Annotated in this window: 14 protein-coding genes; 11 read left to right on the top strand and 3 right to left on the bottom strand. The window is 70.1% G+C overall.

Features of this window, described 5'->3' with window-relative positions; genetic code table 11:
• Positions 1-37: 37 nt before the first annotated feature.
• Positions 38-2,470, bottom strand: coding sequence for a beta-L-arabinofuranosidase domain-containing protein (locus OG379_RS03405; protein WP_405659107.1), 2,433 nt, complete (start codon positions 2,468-2,470; stop codon positions 38-40).
• 477 nt (positions 2,471-2,947) lie between these two features.
• Between OG379_RS03405 and OG379_RS03400 the strand changes: the two genes are divergently transcribed.
• The 7 genes from OG379_RS03400 (at position 2,948) to OG379_RS03370 (ending at position 12,085) form a co-directional block, all read left to right on the top strand.
• Positions 2,948-4,033, top strand: a complete 1,086-nt coding sequence (locus tag OG379_RS03400) for an ABC transporter substrate-binding protein (protein ID WP_405659105.1) — start codon at positions 2,948-2,950, stop codon at positions 4,031-4,033.
• A gap of 101 nt (positions 4,034-4,134) precedes the next feature.
• Entirely contained in the window at positions 4,135-5,742 is a 1,608-nt protein-coding gene (locus tag OG379_RS03395) for a sugar ABC transporter ATP-binding protein (RefSeq protein ID WP_405659103.1), read from the top strand.
• Positions 5,739-6,737, top strand: coding sequence for an ABC transporter permease (locus OG379_RS03390; protein WP_405659100.1), 999 nt, complete (start codon positions 5,739-5,741; stop codon positions 6,735-6,737). Before OG379_RS03395 ends, OG379_RS03390 begins: the two co-directional genes overlap by 4 nt.
• Positions 6,734-7,777, top strand: coding sequence for an ABC transporter permease (locus tag OG379_RS03385; RefSeq protein WP_393754673.1), 1,044 nt, complete (start codon positions 6,734-6,736; stop codon positions 7,775-7,777). Before OG379_RS03390 ends, OG379_RS03385 begins: the two co-directional genes overlap by 4 nt.
• 59 nt (positions 7,778-7,836) lie before the next feature.
• Positions 7,837-8,874, top strand: coding sequence for a LacI family DNA-binding transcriptional regulator (locus OG379_RS03380; RefSeq protein WP_393754671.1), 1,038 nt, complete (start codon positions 7,837-7,839; stop codon positions 8,872-8,874).
• Positions 8,874-9,938, top strand: a complete 1,065-nt coding sequence (locus OG379_RS03375; RefSeq protein ID WP_405659096.1) for an aldose epimerase family protein — start codon at positions 8,874-8,876, stop codon at positions 9,936-9,938. Before OG379_RS03380 ends, OG379_RS03375 begins: the two co-directional genes overlap by 1 nt.
• Positions 9,939-10,069: 131 nt before the next feature.
• Positions 10,070-12,085 carry a GTP-binding protein gene (locus OG379_RS03370; RefSeq protein WP_405659094.1) on the top strand — a complete coding sequence of 672 codons (2,016 nt, stop codon included), beginning with the start codon at positions 10,070-10,072 and terminating at the stop codon, positions 12,083-12,085.
• Between the two features lie 226 nt (positions 12,086-12,311).
• Here OG379_RS03370 and OG379_RS03365 read toward each other — a convergent pair whose 3' ends face one another.
• A complete protein-coding gene (locus OG379_RS03365) occupies positions 12,312-12,911 on the bottom strand; it encodes a YdeI family protein (RefSeq protein WP_405659092.1) in 600 nt (199 codons plus the stop codon).
• A gap of 103 nt (positions 12,912-13,014) precedes the next feature.
• On the bottom strand, positions 13,015-14,031 hold the full coding sequence (locus OG379_RS03360; protein ID WP_405659089.1) for a LacI family DNA-binding transcriptional regulator: 1,017 nt from the start codon (positions 14,029-14,031) through the stop codon (positions 13,015-13,017).
• Between the two features lie 479 nt (positions 14,032-14,510).
• Between OG379_RS03360 and OG379_RS03355 the strand changes: the two genes are divergently transcribed.
• The 4 genes from OG379_RS03355 to OG379_RS03340 all read left to right on the top strand — a co-directional run bounded on the left by OG379_RS03355 (position 14,511) and on the right by OG379_RS03340 (position 20,052).
• Positions 14,511-15,431, top strand: coding sequence for a sugar ABC transporter permease (locus OG379_RS03355; RefSeq protein ID WP_362929664.1), 921 nt, complete (start codon positions 14,511-14,513; stop codon positions 15,429-15,431).
• 3 nt (positions 15,432-15,434) lie between these two features.
• The gene (locus OG379_RS03350; protein ID WP_405659085.1) at positions 15,435-16,376 is read left to right on the top strand and encodes a carbohydrate ABC transporter permease; all 942 of its coding nucleotides are present in this window, start codon (positions 15,435-15,437) and stop codon (positions 16,374-16,376) included.
• 160 nt (positions 16,377-16,536) lie between these two features.
• Positions 16,537-17,883, top strand: a complete 1,347-nt coding sequence (locus tag OG379_RS03345; protein ID WP_405659082.1) for an ABC transporter substrate-binding protein — start codon at positions 16,537-16,539, stop codon at positions 17,881-17,883.
• A 90-nt stretch (positions 17,884-17,973) separates the two neighbouring features.
• Positions 17,974-20,052 carry a beta-galactosidase gene (locus OG379_RS03340; protein ID WP_405659079.1) on the top strand — a complete coding sequence of 693 codons (2,079 nt, stop codon included), beginning with the start codon at positions 17,974-17,976 and terminating at the stop codon, positions 20,050-20,052.
• Positions 20,053-20,070: the final 18 nt, after the last annotated feature.

Here is a 20,070-nt window from a genome sequence, read left to right as displayed (position 1 = left end):
GGCCGGCGCGTGGGGTGGCACGTCGGCGTACCGCTGCTCAGAGCAGTTGCCAGAGGTGGTCCGCGGTCCCGTTGTCGTCGTACTGGACGACGTGGGCGCTGTCGGCGGTGGACATGCCGTCCACGCCCAGCACCTTGTCCGAGTTGCGGTTGCGGATGTGGTACCAGCCGTCCCCGTCCGGTACGAGCTGCCACAGATGGTCCGCCGTGTCGTTGTCGTCGAACTGGACGACGTGCGCGCTGTTCGCCGTCGACATGAGGTCCACGCCGAGCACCTTGCCCGAGTGCCGGTTGCGGATGCGGTACCAGCCGTCGCCGTTGGCCACGAGCCGCCACAGGTGGTCGGCGGTCCCGGTGTCGGCGAACTGGACGACGTGGGCGCTGTTCGCGGTGGACATGAGGTCCACGCCCAGCACCTTGCCGGAGTTCCGGTTGGCCATCCGGTACCACCGGTCCGCGAGCCACGGGGACCCGCCCGGGCCCGCTGTCGGGAAGGATGTGATCCGCAGCCGTGCCGCGCCCATCGGGACGAGCGTGACCTCCTCGACCGGCTCGGTGCTGCGTGCCGGGCTCGGCCGGAGCGGCTCCACCACGTGCTCGTCGTCGGCGCTCCACTCGGGGATGCGGCGGGCGCGGGCGGTCATGGAGAGCGGGGTGCCCTCCAGCGTGAAGGGGTTGGCGCCGGGGGAGCGGCGGCGCAGGGCGGTGGGGGGCCGCGCGCCGTCCAGGACGAGGCCGTAGTTCCAGGGAGTGGTGGCGTGGACCGCGTACTCCGGGAACTGGTCGGTGCCCCCGATGCGTTCGTACGACTCCCCGATGCGCAGGGAGTACGTGAGGGGGCCGTGGTCCACGCTGACCGAGCCGTGGTTGTCCGCCCAGGTGCGCACGGTGGTCCGCTGCGGCAGGCGCAGGGTGACCTGGTCGCCGTCGGACCAGGTCCGCTCGATCCTGGTGAACGCGGGGCCGGCGGGTGCGGTGACGCGCTGCCCGTTGACCCTGATGTCCGGCTCGTCGCACCAGGCGGGGACGCGCAGGACCAGGGGGAAGCGCAGCGCCTTCGGGGACGCGAGGGAGAGGGTGACCGTGTCCGTGAACGGGTAGCCCGTCTCCTCGGTGAAGGTGACCTCCGTGCCGTCCGCGACCTTCGCGGTGACCGCGCAGGGCGCGTACATCGCCGCGGCGAGACCGCCGTCCGGGGTGGCGAGCCAGAGCTCCTCGACGAAGTAGGGCCATCCCATGCCGTAGTTGTGCGGGCAGCAGCGGTACTGGTCGACGCCCGGAAGGTAGGCCTGCATGGCGAAGCCGTTCTGGAACTGCCTGTCCCGCTTGGGCACGTTGTCCAGGTCGACGCTGTTGGCGCTGGTGACGTAGTGGATCGCCTTCCCCGACGGGTCCAGCGAGGCGGGCAGTGAGTTGAAGGCCAGCTCCTCGCAGCGGTCCGCCCAGAGCGGGTCGCCCGTGATCCGGGTGAGCAGTTGGTGGCTCGCCATGAACTCGACGATCCCGCAGGTCTCGAAGCCCTGCCGGGGGTCCCCGTGACCGGGCCGGGCGTTCTCGTCCCCGGCGAATCCGCCGCCGGGGAACTGCCCGTACGCGTCCATGGCCTTGGCGTACGTCCCGTACGTGTCCCGAGTGTCCTGCGGTGAGCCGCTGCGCAGGGCGTACTGGGCGGGCTCGCGGAAGCCCTGCGCGATGTTGACGTTGTGCGGGTTGACCAGGTTGTCGCCCCAGTCGGCGCCGTGCCGGTGGATCTTGTCCGCGAGATCGAGCAGGAAGGCGTCGCCGGTGCGGTTGAACAGCCAGTAGACGCTGTCGAGACCGTCGCCCCAGCGCAGGGCGATCCAGCTGGTGTCGAAGGCGCCGGGGCCCTGCGCGTTCATGTAGCGGAAGAACCTGCTGAGGAACGGGATGATCCGGTTGTCCCCGTCGTACTCCTGCCAGGAGCGCAGCGCCTGGATCAGGGGCAGGAACGGCCAGAAGTCGGGGCCGCCGTTCAGCGAGGTGCGCAGGGCCTTCGGGCCGAAGAAACCGTCGGACTGCTGGGTCGCGAGGATCGCGTCGATCCACCGGCGTGTGGCGGCCAGCGCCTTCGCGTCGCCCGTGACGATCGCCAGGTCCGTGTATCCGCGCAGCCAGTAGGGGACCTCCTCCCAGCCGCCCCGGTCGGGGCGGACCCAGCCGGAGTTCTCGAAGTCGAGGAAGTGCGAGAACTCCTCGTAGCGGCCGCAGAGGCCGTCCAGCTGGAGCCGGAGCTGGCCGGCGAGCCAGCCCTCGGCGGTGACACGCCCCGGCGGCAGCTTCAGGAACGCGGTCGGGTGCAGCGGGGCGGCGTTGGGGGAGTAGTGACCCCCACGTGCGGCGGCCGTCACGCCCTCGGCGGCGGTCGCCGTGGTGGCCCAGCGGCCCGCGGCTGTGGTCGCGGCGACGGTGGCCAGCGCACCGGTCATGAGTCGTCGGCGGTTCAAGGGCATGGTGTGGGGACTCCGCTTCTGCTCTGCCGGACAGGGGTGGGGGACCGGCCCGGGCAGGCCGGCGCATGGCGAAGGTGGGCGTCGCGTCCGCAGCTGACGGAACGACACCTCATGTGCAACGTTGGAAAATTGATGTCGGCGGTATGACAGCACGCGGTCAAGCCGGTGTCCAGAGGTGGCGCAGCACCTGGCGCGGAACCGGCCCGGCGATCGGTGGGGGTGGGCGCGCACCCTGGGGCGACACATTTTGGAAACGCATCGACAACTCTCTTGCCGCCTGCGGCGCCTCGCCTATATAACGTTGTAAACCGAGCCGCCGAGAGGCCGCACAAGCCCTCACGACCGCAGTTTTCGCAGCTCGGAACGGGTCGTGAGGGATACAGCGTCATCCGCCGCCGAGCGGCTGACGCATCGTCCCGCCATGCCCGACCGCACGCCGAACGGTGTGCCGTCACCTCGCCAAGGAGCGTCCCGCGCATGATGATCCAGCGTCGATCCCGTACCCTCGCCGCGGCCTGCCTGATCGCCGCCACCGCCACGCTGGCCGTTTCCGGCTGCTCCAAGTCGGAGACCTCGGGCAGCGCGGGCGGTGACAGCAGCCAGGGAGCACAGGCGGCCAAGTCCCCCGAGGCCGCATCAGGCCCCGGCTGCTCGCTGCAGAGCTACGGCGCACCCAAGATCGACCTCAAGAACGCCGTGGTCGGCTTCTCCCAGTCGGAGAAGGAGGCCAACCCGTTCCGTATCGCGGAGACCCAGTCGATCAAGGACGAGGCGGCGAAGATCGGCGTCAAGAAGCTGCTCACCACCAACGCGCAGTCGCAGTTGTCCAAGCAGATCAGCGACATCCAGGACATGCTCTCGCAGGGCGCCCAGTTCCTCATCGTCGCGCCGCTGAACTCCGACGGTCTGGAGCCGGCGCTCAAGGCGGCCGCGGCGAAGAAGGTGCCCGTCCTCACCGTCGACCGCAAGGTCAACTCCACGGCCTGCAAGGACTATGTGGCCTTCCTCGGCTCCGACTTCGTCGAGCAGGGCAAGCGGGCCGCCGACGCGATGATCAAGGCGACGGACGGCAAGGGCAAGGTGGCGATCCTCCTCGGCGCCTCCGGCAACAACGTGACCACGGACCGGACCAAGGGCTTCGTCGACCAGATCAAGGCCGAGGCGCCCGGTATCGAGATCGTCGCCCAGCAGACCGGCGAATTCGCCCGTGACAAGGGCCAGCAGGTCATGGAGCAGCTCATCCAGTCCAAGCCCGACATCACCGCCGTGTACGCGGAGAACGACGAGATGGGCCTCGGCGCCGTCACGGCGCTGAAGGCCGCCGGCAAGAAGCCGGGCAAGGACGTCAAGATCGTCTCGGTCGACGGCACCCGCAACGCGGTGCAGGCCCTCGTCAACGGCGAGTACAACGCCGTCATCGAGTCCAACCCCCGCTTCGGCCCCCTGGCCTTCGCGACCGCCCAGAAGTTCTACGGCGGCGAGGAGATCCCCGAGAACGTCATCATCACCGACCGCGCCTACGACGAGACCAACGCCAAGGAATCGCTCGGCGGGGCGTACTGATCCGCTCCTGAACGCATCGGCCCCCGGCCGCCGCGGCGCTCGCACCGGGCCCCGGCGGCTCCCGGGCCCTCACCCTTGGACAGCGGAAGGCCAAGAGACCCATGGCACCACCCGAAGCAGTACCGCAGGCACAGGAGGCGGCCGGAGACACCGCCTCCACCGTGCTCGAAGCCCGCTCGGTGAGCAAACGGTTCCCCGGTGTCGTCGCCCTCGACGACGTCAGCTTCTCCCTGCGCGCGGGGGAGACCCACGCGCTCGTCGGGGAGAACGGCGCGGGCAAGTCCACCCTCATCAAGGTGCTGACCGGTGTGTACCGGCCGGACGGCGGCGAACTGCGGATGACCGGTGAAGCGGTACGGTTCGCCCGGCCGTTCGAAGCACAGCAGGCGGGTATCTCCACGATCTATCAGGAGGTCAACCTCGTCCCGCTGATGAGCGTGGCGCGGAACATCTTCCTGGGCCGCGAACCGCGGAACAGGTTCGGCCTCATCGACTTCTCCCGCATGCACCGGGAGACGAGCGAACTGCTCGACGGATTCGGCGTACGCGTCGACCCCCGGCGCCCCCTGCACACCCTCGGCGTCGGCACCCAGCAGATGGTCGCCCTCGCACGGGCGGTGTCCGTCAACGCGCAGGTCGTCATCATGGACGAGCCGACCTCCTCGCTCGAACCACGCGAGGTGGAGACCCTCTTCCGGGTCATCGACAACCTGCGGGACAAGGGCATCGCCGTGCTCTACGTCAGCCACCGCATGGACGAGCTCTACCGGATCTGCGACCGCGTCACCGTCCTGCGCGACGGGCGGCACATCCACACCGGCGAGCTCGCCGACCTCGACCGGATGCAGCTCGTGTCGATGATGCTCGGCCGCGACCTCTCCGAGGTGCGCCGCTCCGGCGTCACCAACTTCGCGGCGGAGGGCCACGAGGCGGCCCGCACCCCCGTACTCACCGCGACCGGCCTCTCCAGCCGTCTCCAGCTCCACGACATATCCGTGTCGCTGTACGCGGGCGAGGTGCTCGGCCTCGGAGGCCTCCTCGGATCCGGCCGCAGCGAGACGGCCAAGGCGCTGTCCGGAGCCCTGCCCCTGGACGCCGGCGAAGTCACCGTCGACGGCACCACGCTGAAGCGCCTCACCCCGGCGGCCGCCATCCGCGCCGGCATCAGCCTGCTGCCCGAGGACCGCAAGGCCGAGGGCATCGTGCCCGGCCTCTCCGTCCGGGAGAACATCGTCCTGGCGGCCATGCCCCGCCTCTCCCGGGCCGGTGTCGTCTCGCGCGCCAAGCAGGACCGGATCGTCGACATCTTCATGAAGCGCCTGCGGATCAAGGCGTCGAGCCCCGAGCAGAAGGTCGGGGAACTCTCCGGCGGCAACCAGCAGAAGGTCCTGCTGGCCCGCTGGCTCTGCCTGGAGCCCAAGGTCCTGCTGCTCGACGAACCCACCCGGGGCATCGACGTCGGAGCCAAGGCCGAGGTCCAGAGCCTCATCGACGACCTCGCCCGCGAAGGCCTCGCCGTCCTGCTCATCTCCTCCGACATCGAGGAGCTCATCGAAGGCGCCGACCGGATCGTCGTCCTGCGCGGCGGAGCGGTCGCGGGTGAGCTGTCGGGCGACGACGTGGCCGAGGACCGGCTGCTCGAAGTGCTCGCCGACCACGCACCGGAGCCGGCGGACCGGGCCCCGGCCGCCCAGGAGGACCCCCGATGACCCAGACCGCCGTCGCCCCGCCCGCGAAGAGCGACAAGCCCCGGAAGTCCGTGAGCCCACTGGCCCGGCTGCGTGACCCCGCCTGGTACCAGCGCTACGGCGTCTACGTGGCCGTGGCCGTGGTGCTGCTCTTCAACGCCCTGTTCACCGACCACTTCATGACCGCCGACAACTTCCGCACCCAGCTCGTCCAGGTCGCCCCCATCATCATCGTCGCCCTGGGCATGGCCCTGGTCATCGGCACCGAGGGCGTCGACCTGTCCGTCGGCTCGACCATGGCGCTCGCCGCCGCCTTCCTCCCGCTCTACCTGGGATACGGGCTCGTCCCCGCGCTCGTCGTCGCCCTCCTGGCAGGCGCGGTCGTCGGAGCCGTCAACGGCGCCCTCGTCTCCCTCGTCGGACTGCAGCCCATCGTGGCCACGCTCGCACTCTTCGTCGGAGGCCGCGGGCTCGCCCTCGTCATGGCCGACGGCCAGCTCAAGCAGATCGTCAACCCCGACCTGCTGTCGCTGGGCACCGGCTCCTTCCTCGGCATTCCACTCGTCGTCTGGATCGCCGGAATACTCGCCCTCGCCGTCGCCTTCCTGGTGCAGCGCACCACCTTCGGCCGGCAGATCGTCGCCGTCGGCGGGAACCGCTCCGCCGCGGCGCTCGCCGGGCTGCCCGTCAAGCGGGTCCTCATCGGCGTGTACGTGCTCTGCGGAGTGCTCGCGGCTCTCGCCGGCGTCCTCGCCACGGCCAGGCTGACCGCGAGTGACCCGTCCTCGCTCGGCACCCTCATGGAACTCTCCGCCATCACGGCGGTCGTGGTCGGCGGCACACCCCTCAACGGGGGCTCCGTCCGGGTGCTCGGCACCGTGGCCGGCGCCCTCCTCATGCAGCTCCTGCGCGCCACGCTCGTCAAGCACGACCTGCCCGACTCCACCGCACAGATCGCCCAGGCGGCCATCATCATCGCCGCCGTCTACGTCGCCCGGGAGCGTCGGTCCCGATGAACGAAACCAAGCCCGTCACCGCCGCCCCGGTCCCGGCCGCGCCGAAAGCGCCCAAGGCCCCTCCCGCCGCAGGCCCCGAGCAGACCGGCCGGCAGCGCGCCGCGGAACTCCTGCAACGCCAGGGCGTCCTCGCGGTCCTGCTCGCCGTCGTGATCGCCGCCTCGTTCATCTACCCGACGTTCGCGTCCCTGGACAACGCCCGCGGTGTCACCATCCAGGCATCGTTCCTCGCCGTGGTCGCGCTCGGCATGACGATGGTCATCATCACCGGCGGGATCGACCTGTCCGTCGGCTCGGTCTTCGCCCTCGGGGGAGTCCTCGCCGCCTGGGCCTCGCAGTACGGTTTCCTCGCCGCGCTCCTGCTCCCCCTCGTCGTCTGCGGCGGGATCGGCCTGCTCAACGGCTTCCTGATCGCCCGGGGCAACATGGCGCCCTTCATCGTCACCCTCGCCACGCTTCTGGGCGCCCGCGGCCTGCTGCTCGCCCTCACCGACGAGGGCGCCACCACCTATCTGGTGCCCAAGGACTCAGCCTTCGGCGAACTCGGCCAGGGCAGCGTCTGGGGCTTCGGCTACCCGATCATCATCGCCCTGGTGCTCTTCGGCGCCGGCGGACTCGTCCTGCAGCGCACCTCGTTCGGGCAGACCCTCTTCGCCGTGGGCGGCAGCAGCGACGCCGCCACGCTGATGGGCCTCCCCGTCGCGCGCACGAAGATCCTCGTCTACACGCTCAGCGGCCTGCTCGCCGGACTCGCCGGCGCCCTCAACGCGGCCAGGCTGTCCTCCGGCGTCACCATCGTCGGCGTGGGCATGGAACTCGACGCGATCTCCGCCGTCGTCATCGGCGGCACCCTGCTCATCGGCGGCGCGGGATCCATCAGTGGAACCCTGTGGGGCGTCCTGCTGCTGGCCGTCATCCAGAACCTGATCAACCAGATCGGCTCGCTCAACTCCTCCTACCAGTCGGTCGTCAGCGGCGGTTTCCTTATCGTTGTCGTGGTGGCCCAGCGCTATCTCGCGCGCAGTCGCAGAAGCACCTGACGACGAGCCGGCCGTTGAGGCCGGACCAAGAGCCAAGCCGAGCCGAACCAAGGAGTGCCGTGGGCGTCAGCCTCAAGGACGTTGCACAACGGGCGGGCGTGTCCATCAAGACCGTGTCGAACGTGGTGAACAACTATCAGCACGTCACACCCGCCATGCGCGCCAAGGTGCAACAGGCGATCGACGAACTCGGATACCGGCCGAACCTCACCGCCCGCCACCTGCGCAAGGGCCGCACCGGCATCATCGCCCTCGCCGTCCCCGAATTCGGCAACCCGTACTTCGCGGAGCTCGCCGGAGCGGTCATCGACGCGGCCGCCCGGCACGACTACACCGTCCTGGTCGACCACACCGCCGGCCTCAGGGAGAAGGAACTCCTGGTCAGTCAGGGATTCCGGTCCCATGTGATCGACGGTCTCATCCTCAGCCCCATCCATCTGGAGACCGAGGACCTCATGGCGCGCACCGAGACCGCGCCACTGGTCCTGCTGGGCGAGCGCGAGTACGAGGCGCCCTACGAACACATCGCCATCGACAACGTGGCGGCGGCCCGCGAGGCCGTGCGCCACCTCGTCGACCAGGGCAAACGGCGCATCGCCTTCCTCGGGTCGCGCACCGGCCAGGAACGCCAGCCGGCCCACCTGCGCCTGAGGGGCTGGCGCGAGGAACTCGAGGCCGCAGGCATCACACCTGACGAATCCCTCGTCGTGGTCACCGACGGCTACGGCCGCGAGGACGGTGCCACCGGCATGGCGCAGCTCCTCGACCAGGGGCACCGGCCCGACGCCGTGTTCGCGTACAACGACCTCATCGCCATCGGCGCGATGCGGACCATCACCGCACGCGGCCTGCGGATCCCGGACGACATCGCCGTCGTCGGCTTCGACGACATCGAGGAGAGCCGCTACACCACCACCTCGCTCACCACCATCGCCCCCGACAAGGAAGCCATCGCCGGCCTCGCCGTCGACAGCCTCGTCGAACAGCTCTCGGGGGAGCCCGTCGCCGAACCGCGCAGGCCACGCCCCGGCTACCGCCTCGTCGTCCGCGAATCCACCACGGCCGGCCCCGACTCCGGCCACACCGAGGATCTCTGATGCCGCGCCCCACCGTGCACCGCACCCCCTTCGGCTCCGTCCAGGGGACCCGCACCGACCTGTACACCCTCGACAGCGGTACGGGGGTCCGAGCCGAGGTCCTGACCTACGGCGCGTCCCTGCACCGCCTCACCGTGCCGGACACCACGGGCGCAGCCGCCTCCGTCGTCCGGTCGCTCGCGACGCTCGACGACTACACGGCCAAGCACCCCTACTTCGGCGCCGTCGTCGGCCGTTACGCCAACCGCATCGCCCACGGCCGCTTCGTCCTGGACGGGACCGCACACCACATCCCCGCCAACGACCGTGGCCACGCCCTGCACGGCGGGCCCGACGGCTTCCACACCAAGGTGTGGGAAGCGGCCCCGGACCGGACCGGCGACACCGTGTCCGTACGGCTCACCCTGCACAGCCCCGACGGCGACATGGGCTTCCCCGGGGCGCTGGACACCACGGTCACGTACACCCTCGACACCGCGGGCACCCTCGCCGTCGACTACGTCTCGGTCACCGACCGCCCCACGGTCGTCAACCTCACCAACCACGCCTACTTCGAACTGTCCGGCCAGGACGGCATCCTCGACCACCACCTCGAAGTCGACGCCGACGCCTATCTGCCGGTGGACGACGACGGCATCCCGCTGGGACCGCCGGCCGAGGTCCGCGGAACACCGTTCGACCTCACCGCACCCCGGCTCCTCGGGGAACGCCTCGGCGCCGAGGACGCACAGCTGCGCGCCGCGGGCGGCTTCGACCACTGCTGGGTGCTCCGGGACGCCGGCGGCGGCCTGCGACGCGCCGCACGCCTCACCGCCCCGGACGCGGCCAGGGTCCTGGAGGTGTGGACCACGGAGCCCGGCATCCAGGTCTACACCGCCAACCAGCTCGACGGCTCCTTCACCGACGGCACCGGCCGCCGCCACGAACGGCACGGCGCGATCTGCCTGGAGACCCAGCACCTGCCCGACTCACCCAACCGGCCGGACCTGCCCACCACCGTGCTGCGCCCCGGCGAGACCGCGCGCAGCCGCACCGAACTGCGATTCCCGCACCTGCTGAATTAATCGATTGCCCCTCGGAGAGGCGCCCTGCTGTAATTCCGGCACCGAACGACCGAACAGGGAGATGTTCATGCGCCGAGCTTCTGTGTCCACCCAGACAGGAATTCACACCTATCTCGAGGACCCGAAGCTCAGTGCACACATTGAACCTGGGAATTCTGGCGCACGTCGACGCCGGTAAGACGAGCCTGACAGAGCGGCTGCTCCACACCGCCGGAGTCATCGACGCGGTCGGCAGCGTCGACGACGGCAGCACACAGACCGACACCCTCGCCCTGGAGCGGCAGCGCGGCATCACCATCAAATCCGCCGTGGTGTCCTTCACCGTCGCCGGCGTCACGGTCAACCTCATCGACACCCCCGGACACCCCGACTTCATCGCCGAGGTGGAACGGGTCCTAGGCGTGCTCGACGGCGCGGTACTCGTCGTGTCCGCCGTCGAGGGCGTCCAGGCGCAGACCCGGATCCTGATGAGGGCGCTGCGCCGCCTGCGGATCCCCACGCTCGTGTTCGTGAACAAGACCGACCGCGCCGGTGCCCGGTACGAAGGCGTCCTGTCCGACATCGCGCGCCGGCTGTCACCCGCGGTCGTCGCCATGGGCCCGGCCGACGGCCTGGGGACCAGGCGGGCCCGCACCAGACCGTTCACCGCCGCGGACCGGGGCTTCACCACCGCGCTGACCGACCTGCTCACCACGCACGACGACGAACTCCTCGCGGCTTACGTCGAAGGCGCGGCCGGCCTGCCGTACGACCGGCTGCGTGACCGGCTGGCGGTGCAGACCCGGCAGGCGCTGGTGCACCCCGTCTACTTCGGCTCCGCGGCCACCGGCGCGGGCGTGGCCGAACTGACGGCCGGCATCGCCGAGTTCCTGCCGGTGACGGACCAGGACACCGAAGGCCCGGCCTCGGGAGCGGTCTTCAAGGTCGAACGCGGCCCGGCGGGGGAGAAGATCGCGTACGCCCGCATGTTCTCGGGGACGGTACGCACCCGTGAACGCGTCCGGCTGCGGGGCGACGGCGAGAAGGAGGGCCGTGAGGGCAAGATCTCGGCCATCACCGTCTTCGACCAGGGCGCGGATGTCCGCGGGTCCTCGCTCCCCGCCGGCCGGATCGGCAGGCTGCGAGGTCTCCACAGCGTCCGGATCGGGGACAGGATCGGCGGACCGGGAACCGCGCGGCCGGCGCGCGCCCACTTCGCTCCGCCGACCCTGGAGACCGTCGTCACCCCTCGCCGCCGTCAGGACAGGGGAGTGCTGCACATCGCGCTCGGACACCTGGCGGAGCAGGACCCGCTGATCGGCGTACGCACCGACGACCTCCGGCAGGAGGTGTCGCTGTCGCTCTACGGCGAGGTGCAGAAGGAGGTCATCCAGGCGACCCTCGCGGACGAGTACGGCATCGAGGTCGGCTTCCGGGAGACGACGACCATCTGTCTGGAACGGCCGTCCGGGACGGGGGAGGCCGTCGAGTTCATCGACAAAGAGCCGAATCCCTTTCTCGCCACCGTCGGACTCCGGGTGGAGCCCGCCGCTTTCGGCAGCGGAGTGGAATTCCGCCGGGAGGTGGAGCTCGGTTCCATGCCGTACTCCCTGATGCGGGCGGTGGAGGACACCGTGCTGGAAACACTCGGCCAGGGAATTCACGGATGGCAGGTCACCGACTGCACGGTCACCATGACCCACTCCGGATACTGGCCCCGGCAGAGCCACGCGCACGCGGTGTTCGACAAGAGCATGTCCAGCACCGCGGGCGACTTCCGCAACCTGACGCCACTGGTGCTGATGGACGCGCTGAAGCAGGCCGGGACCACGGTCTACGAGCCCATGCACCGCTTCCGTGCCGAGCTCCCGGCCGACGCCCTCGGCCCGCTCGTGCCGGTCCTCGCACGGCTGCGCGCCGTCCCCGGGCCCCCGGAGACGCAGGACGGCGTCTGCACGGTGGAGGGGGTGATCCCCGCCGCACGGGTGCACGAGCTGCAGCAGCTGCTGCCGGGGATGACGCGCGGCGAGGGGGTGCTGGAGTCGGCGTTCGAGGACTACAGGCCGGTCGACGGACCGGTTCCGCGCAGGCCCAGGACCGACCGCGATCCGCTGAACCGCAAGGAGTACCTCCTGCGCACCCTGCGCCGGGTGGACTCCGGCCGGTGAGAGCAGGGCCGGTGTGACGGACGCGTGCCCCCGCGCGTCCGTCACACCCTGGCTCACTTCGGACAGGGGCCCGCCGCACCGGTCTTTCCCGCGGCGGCGTCTTCCCGCCGAGATCGAGGACGTACACCCGCAGATCGCCCCTGCCCGGCGCCGGGACCGCGAGCGTGCCTCGGCCACGAAGCCGGAGCTCCTCGGGCTCCGCGGCGCCTGAGGCGCGGTGCAGCGGTCAGGGGACCTTCTCGCCCGACACCAGCTTCGTCACCAGGCGCTCCAGACGGGTGGCCCTGAGCCCCGGGGTTCTCGCCTTGAGGAGCTGCAGGATCACGAGGTACCGGTCCGTCCTGCCGAGCCGCTCGAAGCGTTCCGCGGCCCGTGGGGCGCCGGCCAGCGCGGCGGCGAGGTCGGCGGGCACGGTGGCCTCCTTCTGCGAGGGGTACGCCGTCTCCCATCGCCCGTCCTCGCGCGCCGCCCGCACCTCGGCGAGTCCTGGCTCCCGCATCCGGTCGGCCGCCGTCAGCGCCTCCACCTTCCGTACGTTGACGAGGGACCACGGGCTGCCGGGCCGGCGGGGCGAGATCCGCTGGAGGTAGTACGTCTCGTCGAGGGACTTCCGCCGGCCGTCGATCCATCCGGAGCAGAGCGCGGCGTCCAGGACCTCGGACGCCGTGACGGAGGTGATGCCCGAGCTCTTCTTCGCGATCTTCAGCCAGAGCTCCGTCCGCTCCCCGTGATGCTCCTCCAGCCAGGCCTCCAGCAGCTCGACCCGTTCGAAGAACAGAGGCTCCGCGCCCGCTTTCCCGGTGGCAGCCTTCCCGTCCTCGGCCACAGCGTTCTCCGTCCGTTCCCGTGATCGCGATGAGGTCATGGAACCGACGCCAGAACCCCTGCAGGACAGTTTCTGTCCTGCAGGCGCGCGCCGGGGTGCCCGGTCATCCGTGAGGCGGCGGGCCCGTGCTCCCCCGGACGACCAGGTGGGTCGGGACCAGGGTGGTGCCCCGCTCCGTCGTCTCGTTACGGATCTGCCGCAGGACGCCGTCCACGCACCGCCGGCCGATCTCGGCGAAGTCCTGGTGGACGGTGGTCAGCGGCGGGAGGAAGGAGGCGGAGTCGGCGATGTCGTCGAAGCCGACGACGCTGACGTCCTCGGGTACGCGTCTGCCCCGTTCCTGGAGGGCGCGCAGGACGCCCAGCGCCATCTGGTCGTTGGCGGCGAAGACCGCGGTGCAGGACGGGTCCGCCGCGAGCGCGAGGCCCGCCTCGTACCCCGAGGCCGCCGACCAGTCGCCGTCCACCGGAGGCGGGACAGGGCGTCCCGCCTCCTCCAGGGCCTGCCGCCAGGCCTGGGCGCGGCGCTGTGCGGCGAACGACTCGGGCGGGCCGGCGACATGCGCCACGCTGCGGTGCCCGAGGTCGAGGAGATGCTGCACGGCTGCCCTGGCGCCCCCGGACTGGTCGGTGTCCACGACGCTGTAGCGGTCGCCCGCGTCGGAGTCGGCCACCACCACATGGGTGTGCGGCGGCAGCGAGATGGCGGCGTCCAGGAGACGGACTTCCATGATCACGATGATTCCGTCCACGACCTGCTCGCCGAGCATGGTCACGGCGCCCCTGACTCCGGTGCTGGTGGGCGTCGCGACGGGCAGCAGGGTGATCGCGTAGCCCTCGTCCGCGGCGGAAGCGGAAATGGCCTCCAGGGTGCGGACGTTGCCCGTTGTGGCCAGGGTGAACAGGATGACGCCCAGCGTGCGGAACTTCCCGCTCTTCAGGGCGCGCGCGGCGCTGTTGGGGCGGTAGTTCAGCTCCTTCATGGCGTTCAGCACGCGTTCGCGGGTCTCCTCGGACACCACCGTGTGCCCGTTGGAGACACGGGAGACCGTCTGCGAGGAGACTCCGGCCAGGCGTGCGACGTCGGCCATCGAGGCCTCCTTGCGGGGTGGCCGGTCCATGGCCTGTTCCTTTCCCTGCACTACGTCCGCCTCCGTCGTGGTCGTGTGAGCCTTTCGCCGTGTGGGCGCGCTGTTCTGGCGCGGGGCCGTCCTCGGCCGCGCGTCGTGAGGGTGTTGCGATCGGGGCCGGCCCTGTCTCTGCTGCGCGTGTGGCTCGTTATCGCGTGCGGACCGAGGGCTCGGACCAACGGCATTTCTACCACTCCGGACGCCCGGCGCCGACACACGGGCACGCGCGGAGGCTGCCGCTCGGGTCGCCGGAGGACCTGCCGGGACCCAACTGGTCTGCGTAGCAGGGAAACCGAGCCTTGACCATGGGGTGAGAGACGTGTAGACATCACTTCACCGATAAATGTTTACGTAAACATCAGTACAGGTGTTCGCGTGGACATCGGCCTCCTCAAGCACAGCGCCTCCACGATGTCCGGTGTCTCCATCCGGCCGGGGCCATGCACAACGCCGGACCAACAGGAGTACCCATGACGGCCGTTACGCCGATCACGACCGGACGCCGCCCACCGGCCAGAAGCTCCCGCAGCCGGCGTGGGCGCGTCGGCTGGATCTTCGTAGGGCCCTTCATGGCCGTGTTCGCCCTGGTGTTCCTCGCCCCGATCGCCTACTCGCTGTATCTGAGCTTCTTCCGGGACCAGCTGGTGGGCGGCACGTCGTTCGTCGGCCTGGACAACTTCCGACGGGCCTTCGAGGACGAACAGTTCTGGGCGGCCGTGGGCCGGGTGACCCTCTTCCTCGCGGTGCAGGTGCCCGTCATGCTCGGCCTCGCCCTGCTCATAGCCCTGGCCCTCGACAGCGGCAGGATCTACGGGAAGAGCTTCTTCCGGATCGCGGTCTTCCTGCCGTACGCCGTACCCGCCGTCGTCGCCACGCTGATGTGGGGCTTCATCTACGGCACCCGCTTCGGGCTGGTGGGGAACATCAACGACGCCTTCGGCGTGTCGCTGCCCGATCCGCTCTCCCCCTCCCTGGTGCTGGCGAGCATCGGCAACATCGTCACCTGGGAGTTCATCGGCTACAACATGCTGATCTTCTACTCCGCGCTCCGCGTCGTCCCCAAGTCCCTCTACGAGGCCGCCGAGATCGACGGAGCGGGACAGTGGCGGATCATCACCGCGGTCAAGATCCCCGCGATCCGCGGTGCGCTGGTGATCGCCACGATCTTCTCGGTGATCGGCAGTTTCCAGCTCTTCAACGAGCCCAGCATCCTGCAGAACCTGGCTCCCAACGCGATCACCACCTACTTCACGCCCAACTTCTACACCTTCACGCTGTCCTTCTCCGGGCGGCAGCAGAACTACGCGGCCACGGTCTCCCTCGTCATGGGAGTCGTCACGATGATCATCGCCTACGCGGTCCAGCTGCGCGGCATGCGAAAGGAGGCGTGAACGATGAGCGCCCCTTCCTTCACCGCCGAACAGACGCCCCGGCGGTCCACCCACCGTGCACAGCCGCCGAGCCGAGCCGGGGGCAGACGCCGTTCCGCCGACCGGCCGCGCCGCAGCGTGCTGCTCACGGTGCTCATGGGCGTGACCGCGCTCTACGCCCTCATGCCGCTGGCCTGGCTCGTCGTCAACGCGACCAAGACGCAGAAGGGCCTCTTCGGCTCCTTCGGGCTCTGGTTCAGCGGCGACTTCGCCCTCTGGGACAACATCTCGCAGACGCTCACCTATGACGACGGCATCTTCGTCCGCTGGTTCCTCAACACCCTGCTGTACGTGGTGGTGGGCGCGGGCGGAGCCACCTTCCTCGCGGTCCTCGGCGGCTACGGCCTGGCCAAGTTCGACTTCGCGGGCAAGCGCGCCGTCTTCGCCACCGTCATCGGCGCGGTCGCCGTGCCCGCCACCGCGCTGGCTGTGCCGACCTTCCTGATGTTCAGCAAGATGGGGCTCACCAACACACCGTGGGCCGTCATCATCCCGTCCCTGATCTCACCGTTCGGGCTCTACCTCATGTGGGTGTTCGCCGCCGAGGCCGTCCCCACCGAGCTCCTGGAAGCGGCCAGGATGGACGGTTCCGGCGAGCTGCGGACGTTCTTCCGCGTCGCGCTCCCGCTGCTGGCGCCGGGCATCGTGACGGTCCTGCTGTTCACCATGGTGCAGACCTGGAACAATTACTTCCTGCCCCTGATCATGATCAAGAATCCGGACTGGTATCCGCTGACCCTGGGCCTGAACGCCTGGAACGAACAGGCGTCCACCGCCGGCGGCCAGCCGGTCTTCAACCTGGTCATCACGGGTTCGCTGCTGACCATCGTGCCGCTGGTCATCGCCTTCCTGCTGCTCCAGCGCTACTGGCAGTCCGGCCTGGCCGCGGGCAGCGTCAAGGGGTGAACGGCACCCGGGCCCCCTCGGCCACCGAATCTCCGCGCTCCGGGACCGGTTCCCCCCGGCCCTCGACCGGCGCGGCGTCCCACCCCTCTCCAGCCCCGCACCCCCGTGCGGACGTTCCACGGTTCGTGCACCACCCTCACCACAACGGAGTGAAGCAATTATGAGAACCATGACCAGACGCGCGATGCGTGGCGTCGGCCTGCTGTGCGCGGCCGCGCTGAGTCTCACCGCGTGCGGGTCCTCCGACGGCGATTCCGCCTCGTCGGACAAGACCGTATCGGGAGGTGAGCTCCGGGCAGCCCTCAAGGAGGGCGGTTCCATCACGGTGTGGGCGTGGGAGCCGACGCTGAAGCAGGTGGTCAGCGACTTCCAGAAGGAGTACCCGAAGGTCAAGGTCAAGCTGGTCAACGCCGGTACGGGCAACGACCAGTACACCGCCCTGCAGAACGCCGTACAGGCAGGCTCCGGAGTGCCGGACGTCGCGCAGGTCGAGTACTACGCAGTCGGACAGTTCGCCCTCGGCGAGTCCCTCGAGGACCTGAGCCGCTACGGCGCCGGGGACTTCAAGGACGACTACTCGCCGGGACCGTGGAACTCCGTCGCCGTCGACGAGGCCGTGTACGCGCTGCCCATGGACTCCGGCCCGATGGCGCTCTTCTACAACAAGAAGGTGCTGGACAAGCACCAGATCGCCGTCCCCACCACCTGGGACGAGTACCTCGAGGCGGCCCGCGCCCTGCACGCCGCGGACCCGAAGGCCTACATAACCAACGACACCGGCGACGCCGGGTTCACGACCAGCATGATCTGGCAGGCCGGCGGGACGCCGTTCAAGAACCGCGACACCGACGTGACGGTCGACCTCGTCGCCGACAAGGGTGTCGTCGCCTTCACCAAGGTCTGGCAGAAGCTCATCGACGAGAAGCTCCTGGCGCCCGTCACCAACTGGAGCGACGAGTGGTACAAGGGCCTGGCGGACGGCACCATCGCCACCCTCTCCACCGGCGCCTGGATGCCCGCCAACTTCGTCTCGGGCGTCGAGTCGGCCTCGGGTGACTGGCGCGCGGCCGCGCTCCCGCAGTGGAAGAAGGGCGAGGAGGTCAGCTCGGAGAACGGCGGCAGCGCCCTCGCGGTGATGAAGGCCGGCAAGAACAAGGACCTGGCGTACGCGTTCAACGAGTACGCCAACCACTCCGAGGGCGTCCAGGCCCGCCTCAAGGGCGGTGCCTTCCCCGCCACCACGGCAGACCTGTCCTCGCCGTCGTTCCTCGACACCTCCTTCCCGTACTTCGGTGGCCAGAAGGCGAACGAGATCTTCGCCCGGTCCGCCAGCCAGGTGCCCGAGGACTGGTCCTACCTGCCTTTCCAGGTGTACGCGAACTCCGTCTTCAACGACTCCGTCGGCAAGGCGTACGTCTCCGACACCACCCTGGCCGACGGTCTGAAGCAGTGGCAGAAGGCCGCCGTCACCTACGGCAACGATCAGGGCTTCAGCGTCAACAAGTGACCTCCGGCCGCTGAACCGGCACGGGGCGGTCGCCCTCCGACGGGCGGCCGCCCCGTGCCGTACCCGCACCTCGCATCCGAAAGGATCTTCATGACCCCCGCCTCCGAGCGCCACTGGCTGCGCCCGACCTCCGACGACCGCCCCGCGCGCTTCGCCTACGGGGCCGACTACAACCCGGAGCAGTGGCCGCGCGAGGTGTGGAAGGAAGACGTCCGGCTGATGCGCGAGGCCGGGGTCACCATCGTCTCCGTCGCCATCTTCTCCTGGGCCCGTCTCCAGCCGGCCGAGGACCGTTGGGACTTCGACTGGCTGGACGAGGTGCTCGACCTGCTGCACAGCAACGGCATCGACGTGGACCTCGCCACCGCCACCGCCTCGCCACCGCCCTGGCTCACCACCCTGCACCCGGAGATCCTGCCGGTCACCCGCACGGGGGAGACCCTCTCCCAGGGCGCGCGGCAGCACTGGCGGCCCACCTCGCCCGTCTTCCGCAGCTACGCCCTGCGGCTGGTGGAGGCCATGGCCACCCGTTACGCGGACCACCCCGCCGTGGTCGCCTGGCACATCTCCAACGAGCTCGGCTGCCACAACATCTACGACTACTCCGACGACGCCGCCCAGGCCTTCCGTGACTGGCTGCGCGCCCGGTACGTCACCCTGGAGGAGCTCAACCGGGCCTGGGCCACCTCCTTCTGGTCGCAGCACTACGGGGACTGGGCGCAGATCCAGCCGCCGCGACTGGCCGCCAGCCACGCCAACCCGACCCAGCAGCTCGACTTCAAGCGCTTCTCTTCGGACGCGCTGAAGGACTACCTCCGGGCCGAACGCGAGATCCTGCGCCGTATCACCCCCGAGATCCCCGCCACCACCAACTTCATGGTGATGAGCGGGACCCAGGGCATGAACTACCCCGACTGGGCCAAGGAGATCGACTTCGTCTCCAACGACCACTACGCCCATCCCGGTCCGCAGCGCCTGGACGAGCTCTCCTTCTCCGCCGCCCTCACACACTCCATCGCCGGGGGCAGGCCCTGGTTCCTGATGGAGCACTCGACGAGCGCGGTCAACTGGCAGCCCGTCAACGTCGCCAAGCGCCAGGGGGAACTCGCCCGCGACTCCCTCGTCCACGTCGCCCACGGGGCCGACGCCGTCTGCTTCTTCCAATGGCGCCAGTCCGCCGCCGGCGCCGAGAAGCACCACTCCGCGATGGTGCCCCACGCCGGCCCGGACAGTGAGCTGTTCCGCTCGGTGACCGCCCTCGGCCGGACGCTGGACTCCCTCACACCGGTCACCGGCTCCGTGCGGGAGCCGGCTCGCGCCGCCCTGGTGTACGACTGGGAATCCTGGTGGGCCGTCGAACGAGACTCCCAGCCGTCCTCCCTGGTGCGCTACCGGCAGGAGGCTCTCGACTGGTACTCGGCCTTCCTGGCCCTGGGCGTCCGCGTGGACGTGGTCACGACCGCGGCCGACCTCACCGGCTACGACTTCGTCGCGGCCCCCCTCCTGCACGTCGTCCCCCGGGAGCTCGCCGGGCGCCTGGACTCCTACGTGCGCGGCGGCGGTCACCTCGCCACCACCTACTACTCGGGTGTCGTCGACGAGAACGACCACGTCCACCTCGGCGGATACCCGGGCGCGCTGCGCGATCTGCTGGGCATCCGCATCGAGGAGTTCGGCCCGTTGCGGGAGGGCGAGGACGTGCGGCTCGACAACGGCCTGACCGGAACGCTGTGGACCGACCGGATCGACCTGACCGACCCCGAGGTCACGGTGGAGGCGCGCTACACGACCGGGGACCAGGCAGGACGCCCCGCCGTCACCCGGCGCGCCCTGGCGGGCGGCGGTTCCGCCGCCTACGTCTCCACCCGGCTGGGCTCCCACGGGCTGCCCGACGTGCTGGGACCCCTGCTGTCCGGCGCCGGAGTGCTCAGCGAGCTTCCCTCCGACGTGCGGGGGCTGGTGGAGCCGACCGTGCGGACCGACGGCACCCACGCGTACTGGTTCCTCGTCAACCGTACGGACGAGCCCGTCGCGTTCGCCCCGGTGACGGGAGAGATCCTGGCCGGGCCCGCGCCGGCCGCCGGCGGAGGCCTGGTCCTTCCGTCACGGGGGGTCGCGGTGCTCAGGGTGGCCGCCGGGACCACGCCGTTCACCGAGGCCGCCGACTGACGGAGAGCGCCCCGCGTG

The organism is Streptomyces sp. NBC_01166 (assembly GCF_045039765.1).
Classification (GTDB): domain Bacteria; phylum Actinomycetota; class Actinomycetes; order Streptomycetales; family Streptomycetaceae; genus Streptomyces.
This window is presented reverse-complemented; position numbering and strand designations above follow the sequence as displayed.

Coding starts and splice junctions, on each gene's coding strand:
- OG379_RS03405 (WP_405659107.1), bottom strand. CDS start 2,470: ATGCCCTTGAACCGCCGACGACTCATGACCGGTGCGCTGGCCACCGTC.
- OG379_RS03400 (WP_405659105.1), top strand. CDS start 2,948: ATGATGATCCAGCGTCGATCCCGTACCCTCGCCGCGGCCTGCCTGATC.
- OG379_RS03395 (WP_405659103.1), top strand. CDS start 4,135: ATGGCACCACCCGAAGCAGTACCGCAGGCACAGGAGGCGGCCGGAGAC.
- OG379_RS03390 (WP_405659100.1), top strand. CDS start 5,739: ATGACCCAGACCGCCGTCGCCCCGCCCGCGAAGAGCGACAAGCCCCGG.
- OG379_RS03385 (WP_393754673.1), top strand. CDS start 6,734: ATGAACGAAACCAAGCCCGTCACCGCCGCCCCGGTCCCGGCCGCGCCG.
- OG379_RS03375 (WP_405659096.1), top strand. CDS start 8,874: ATGCCGCGCCCCACCGTGCACCGCACCCCCTTCGGCTCCGTCCAGGGG.
- OG379_RS03360 (WP_405659089.1), bottom strand. CDS start 14,031: ATGGACCGGCCACCCCGCAAGGAGGCCTCGATGGCCGACGTCGCACGC.
- OG379_RS03355 (WP_362929664.1), top strand. CDS start 14,511: ATGACGGCCGTTACGCCGATCACGACCGGACGCCGCCCACCGGCCAGA.
- OG379_RS03350 (WP_405659085.1), top strand. CDS start 15,435: ATGAGCGCCCCTTCCTTCACCGCCGAACAGACGCCCCGGCGGTCCACC.
- OG379_RS03345 (WP_405659082.1), top strand. CDS start 16,537: ATGAGAACCATGACCAGACGCGCGATGCGTGGCGTCGGCCTGCTGTGC.
- OG379_RS03340 (WP_405659079.1), top strand. CDS start 17,974: ATGACCCCCGCCTCCGAGCGCCACTGGCTGCGCCCGACCTCCGACGAC.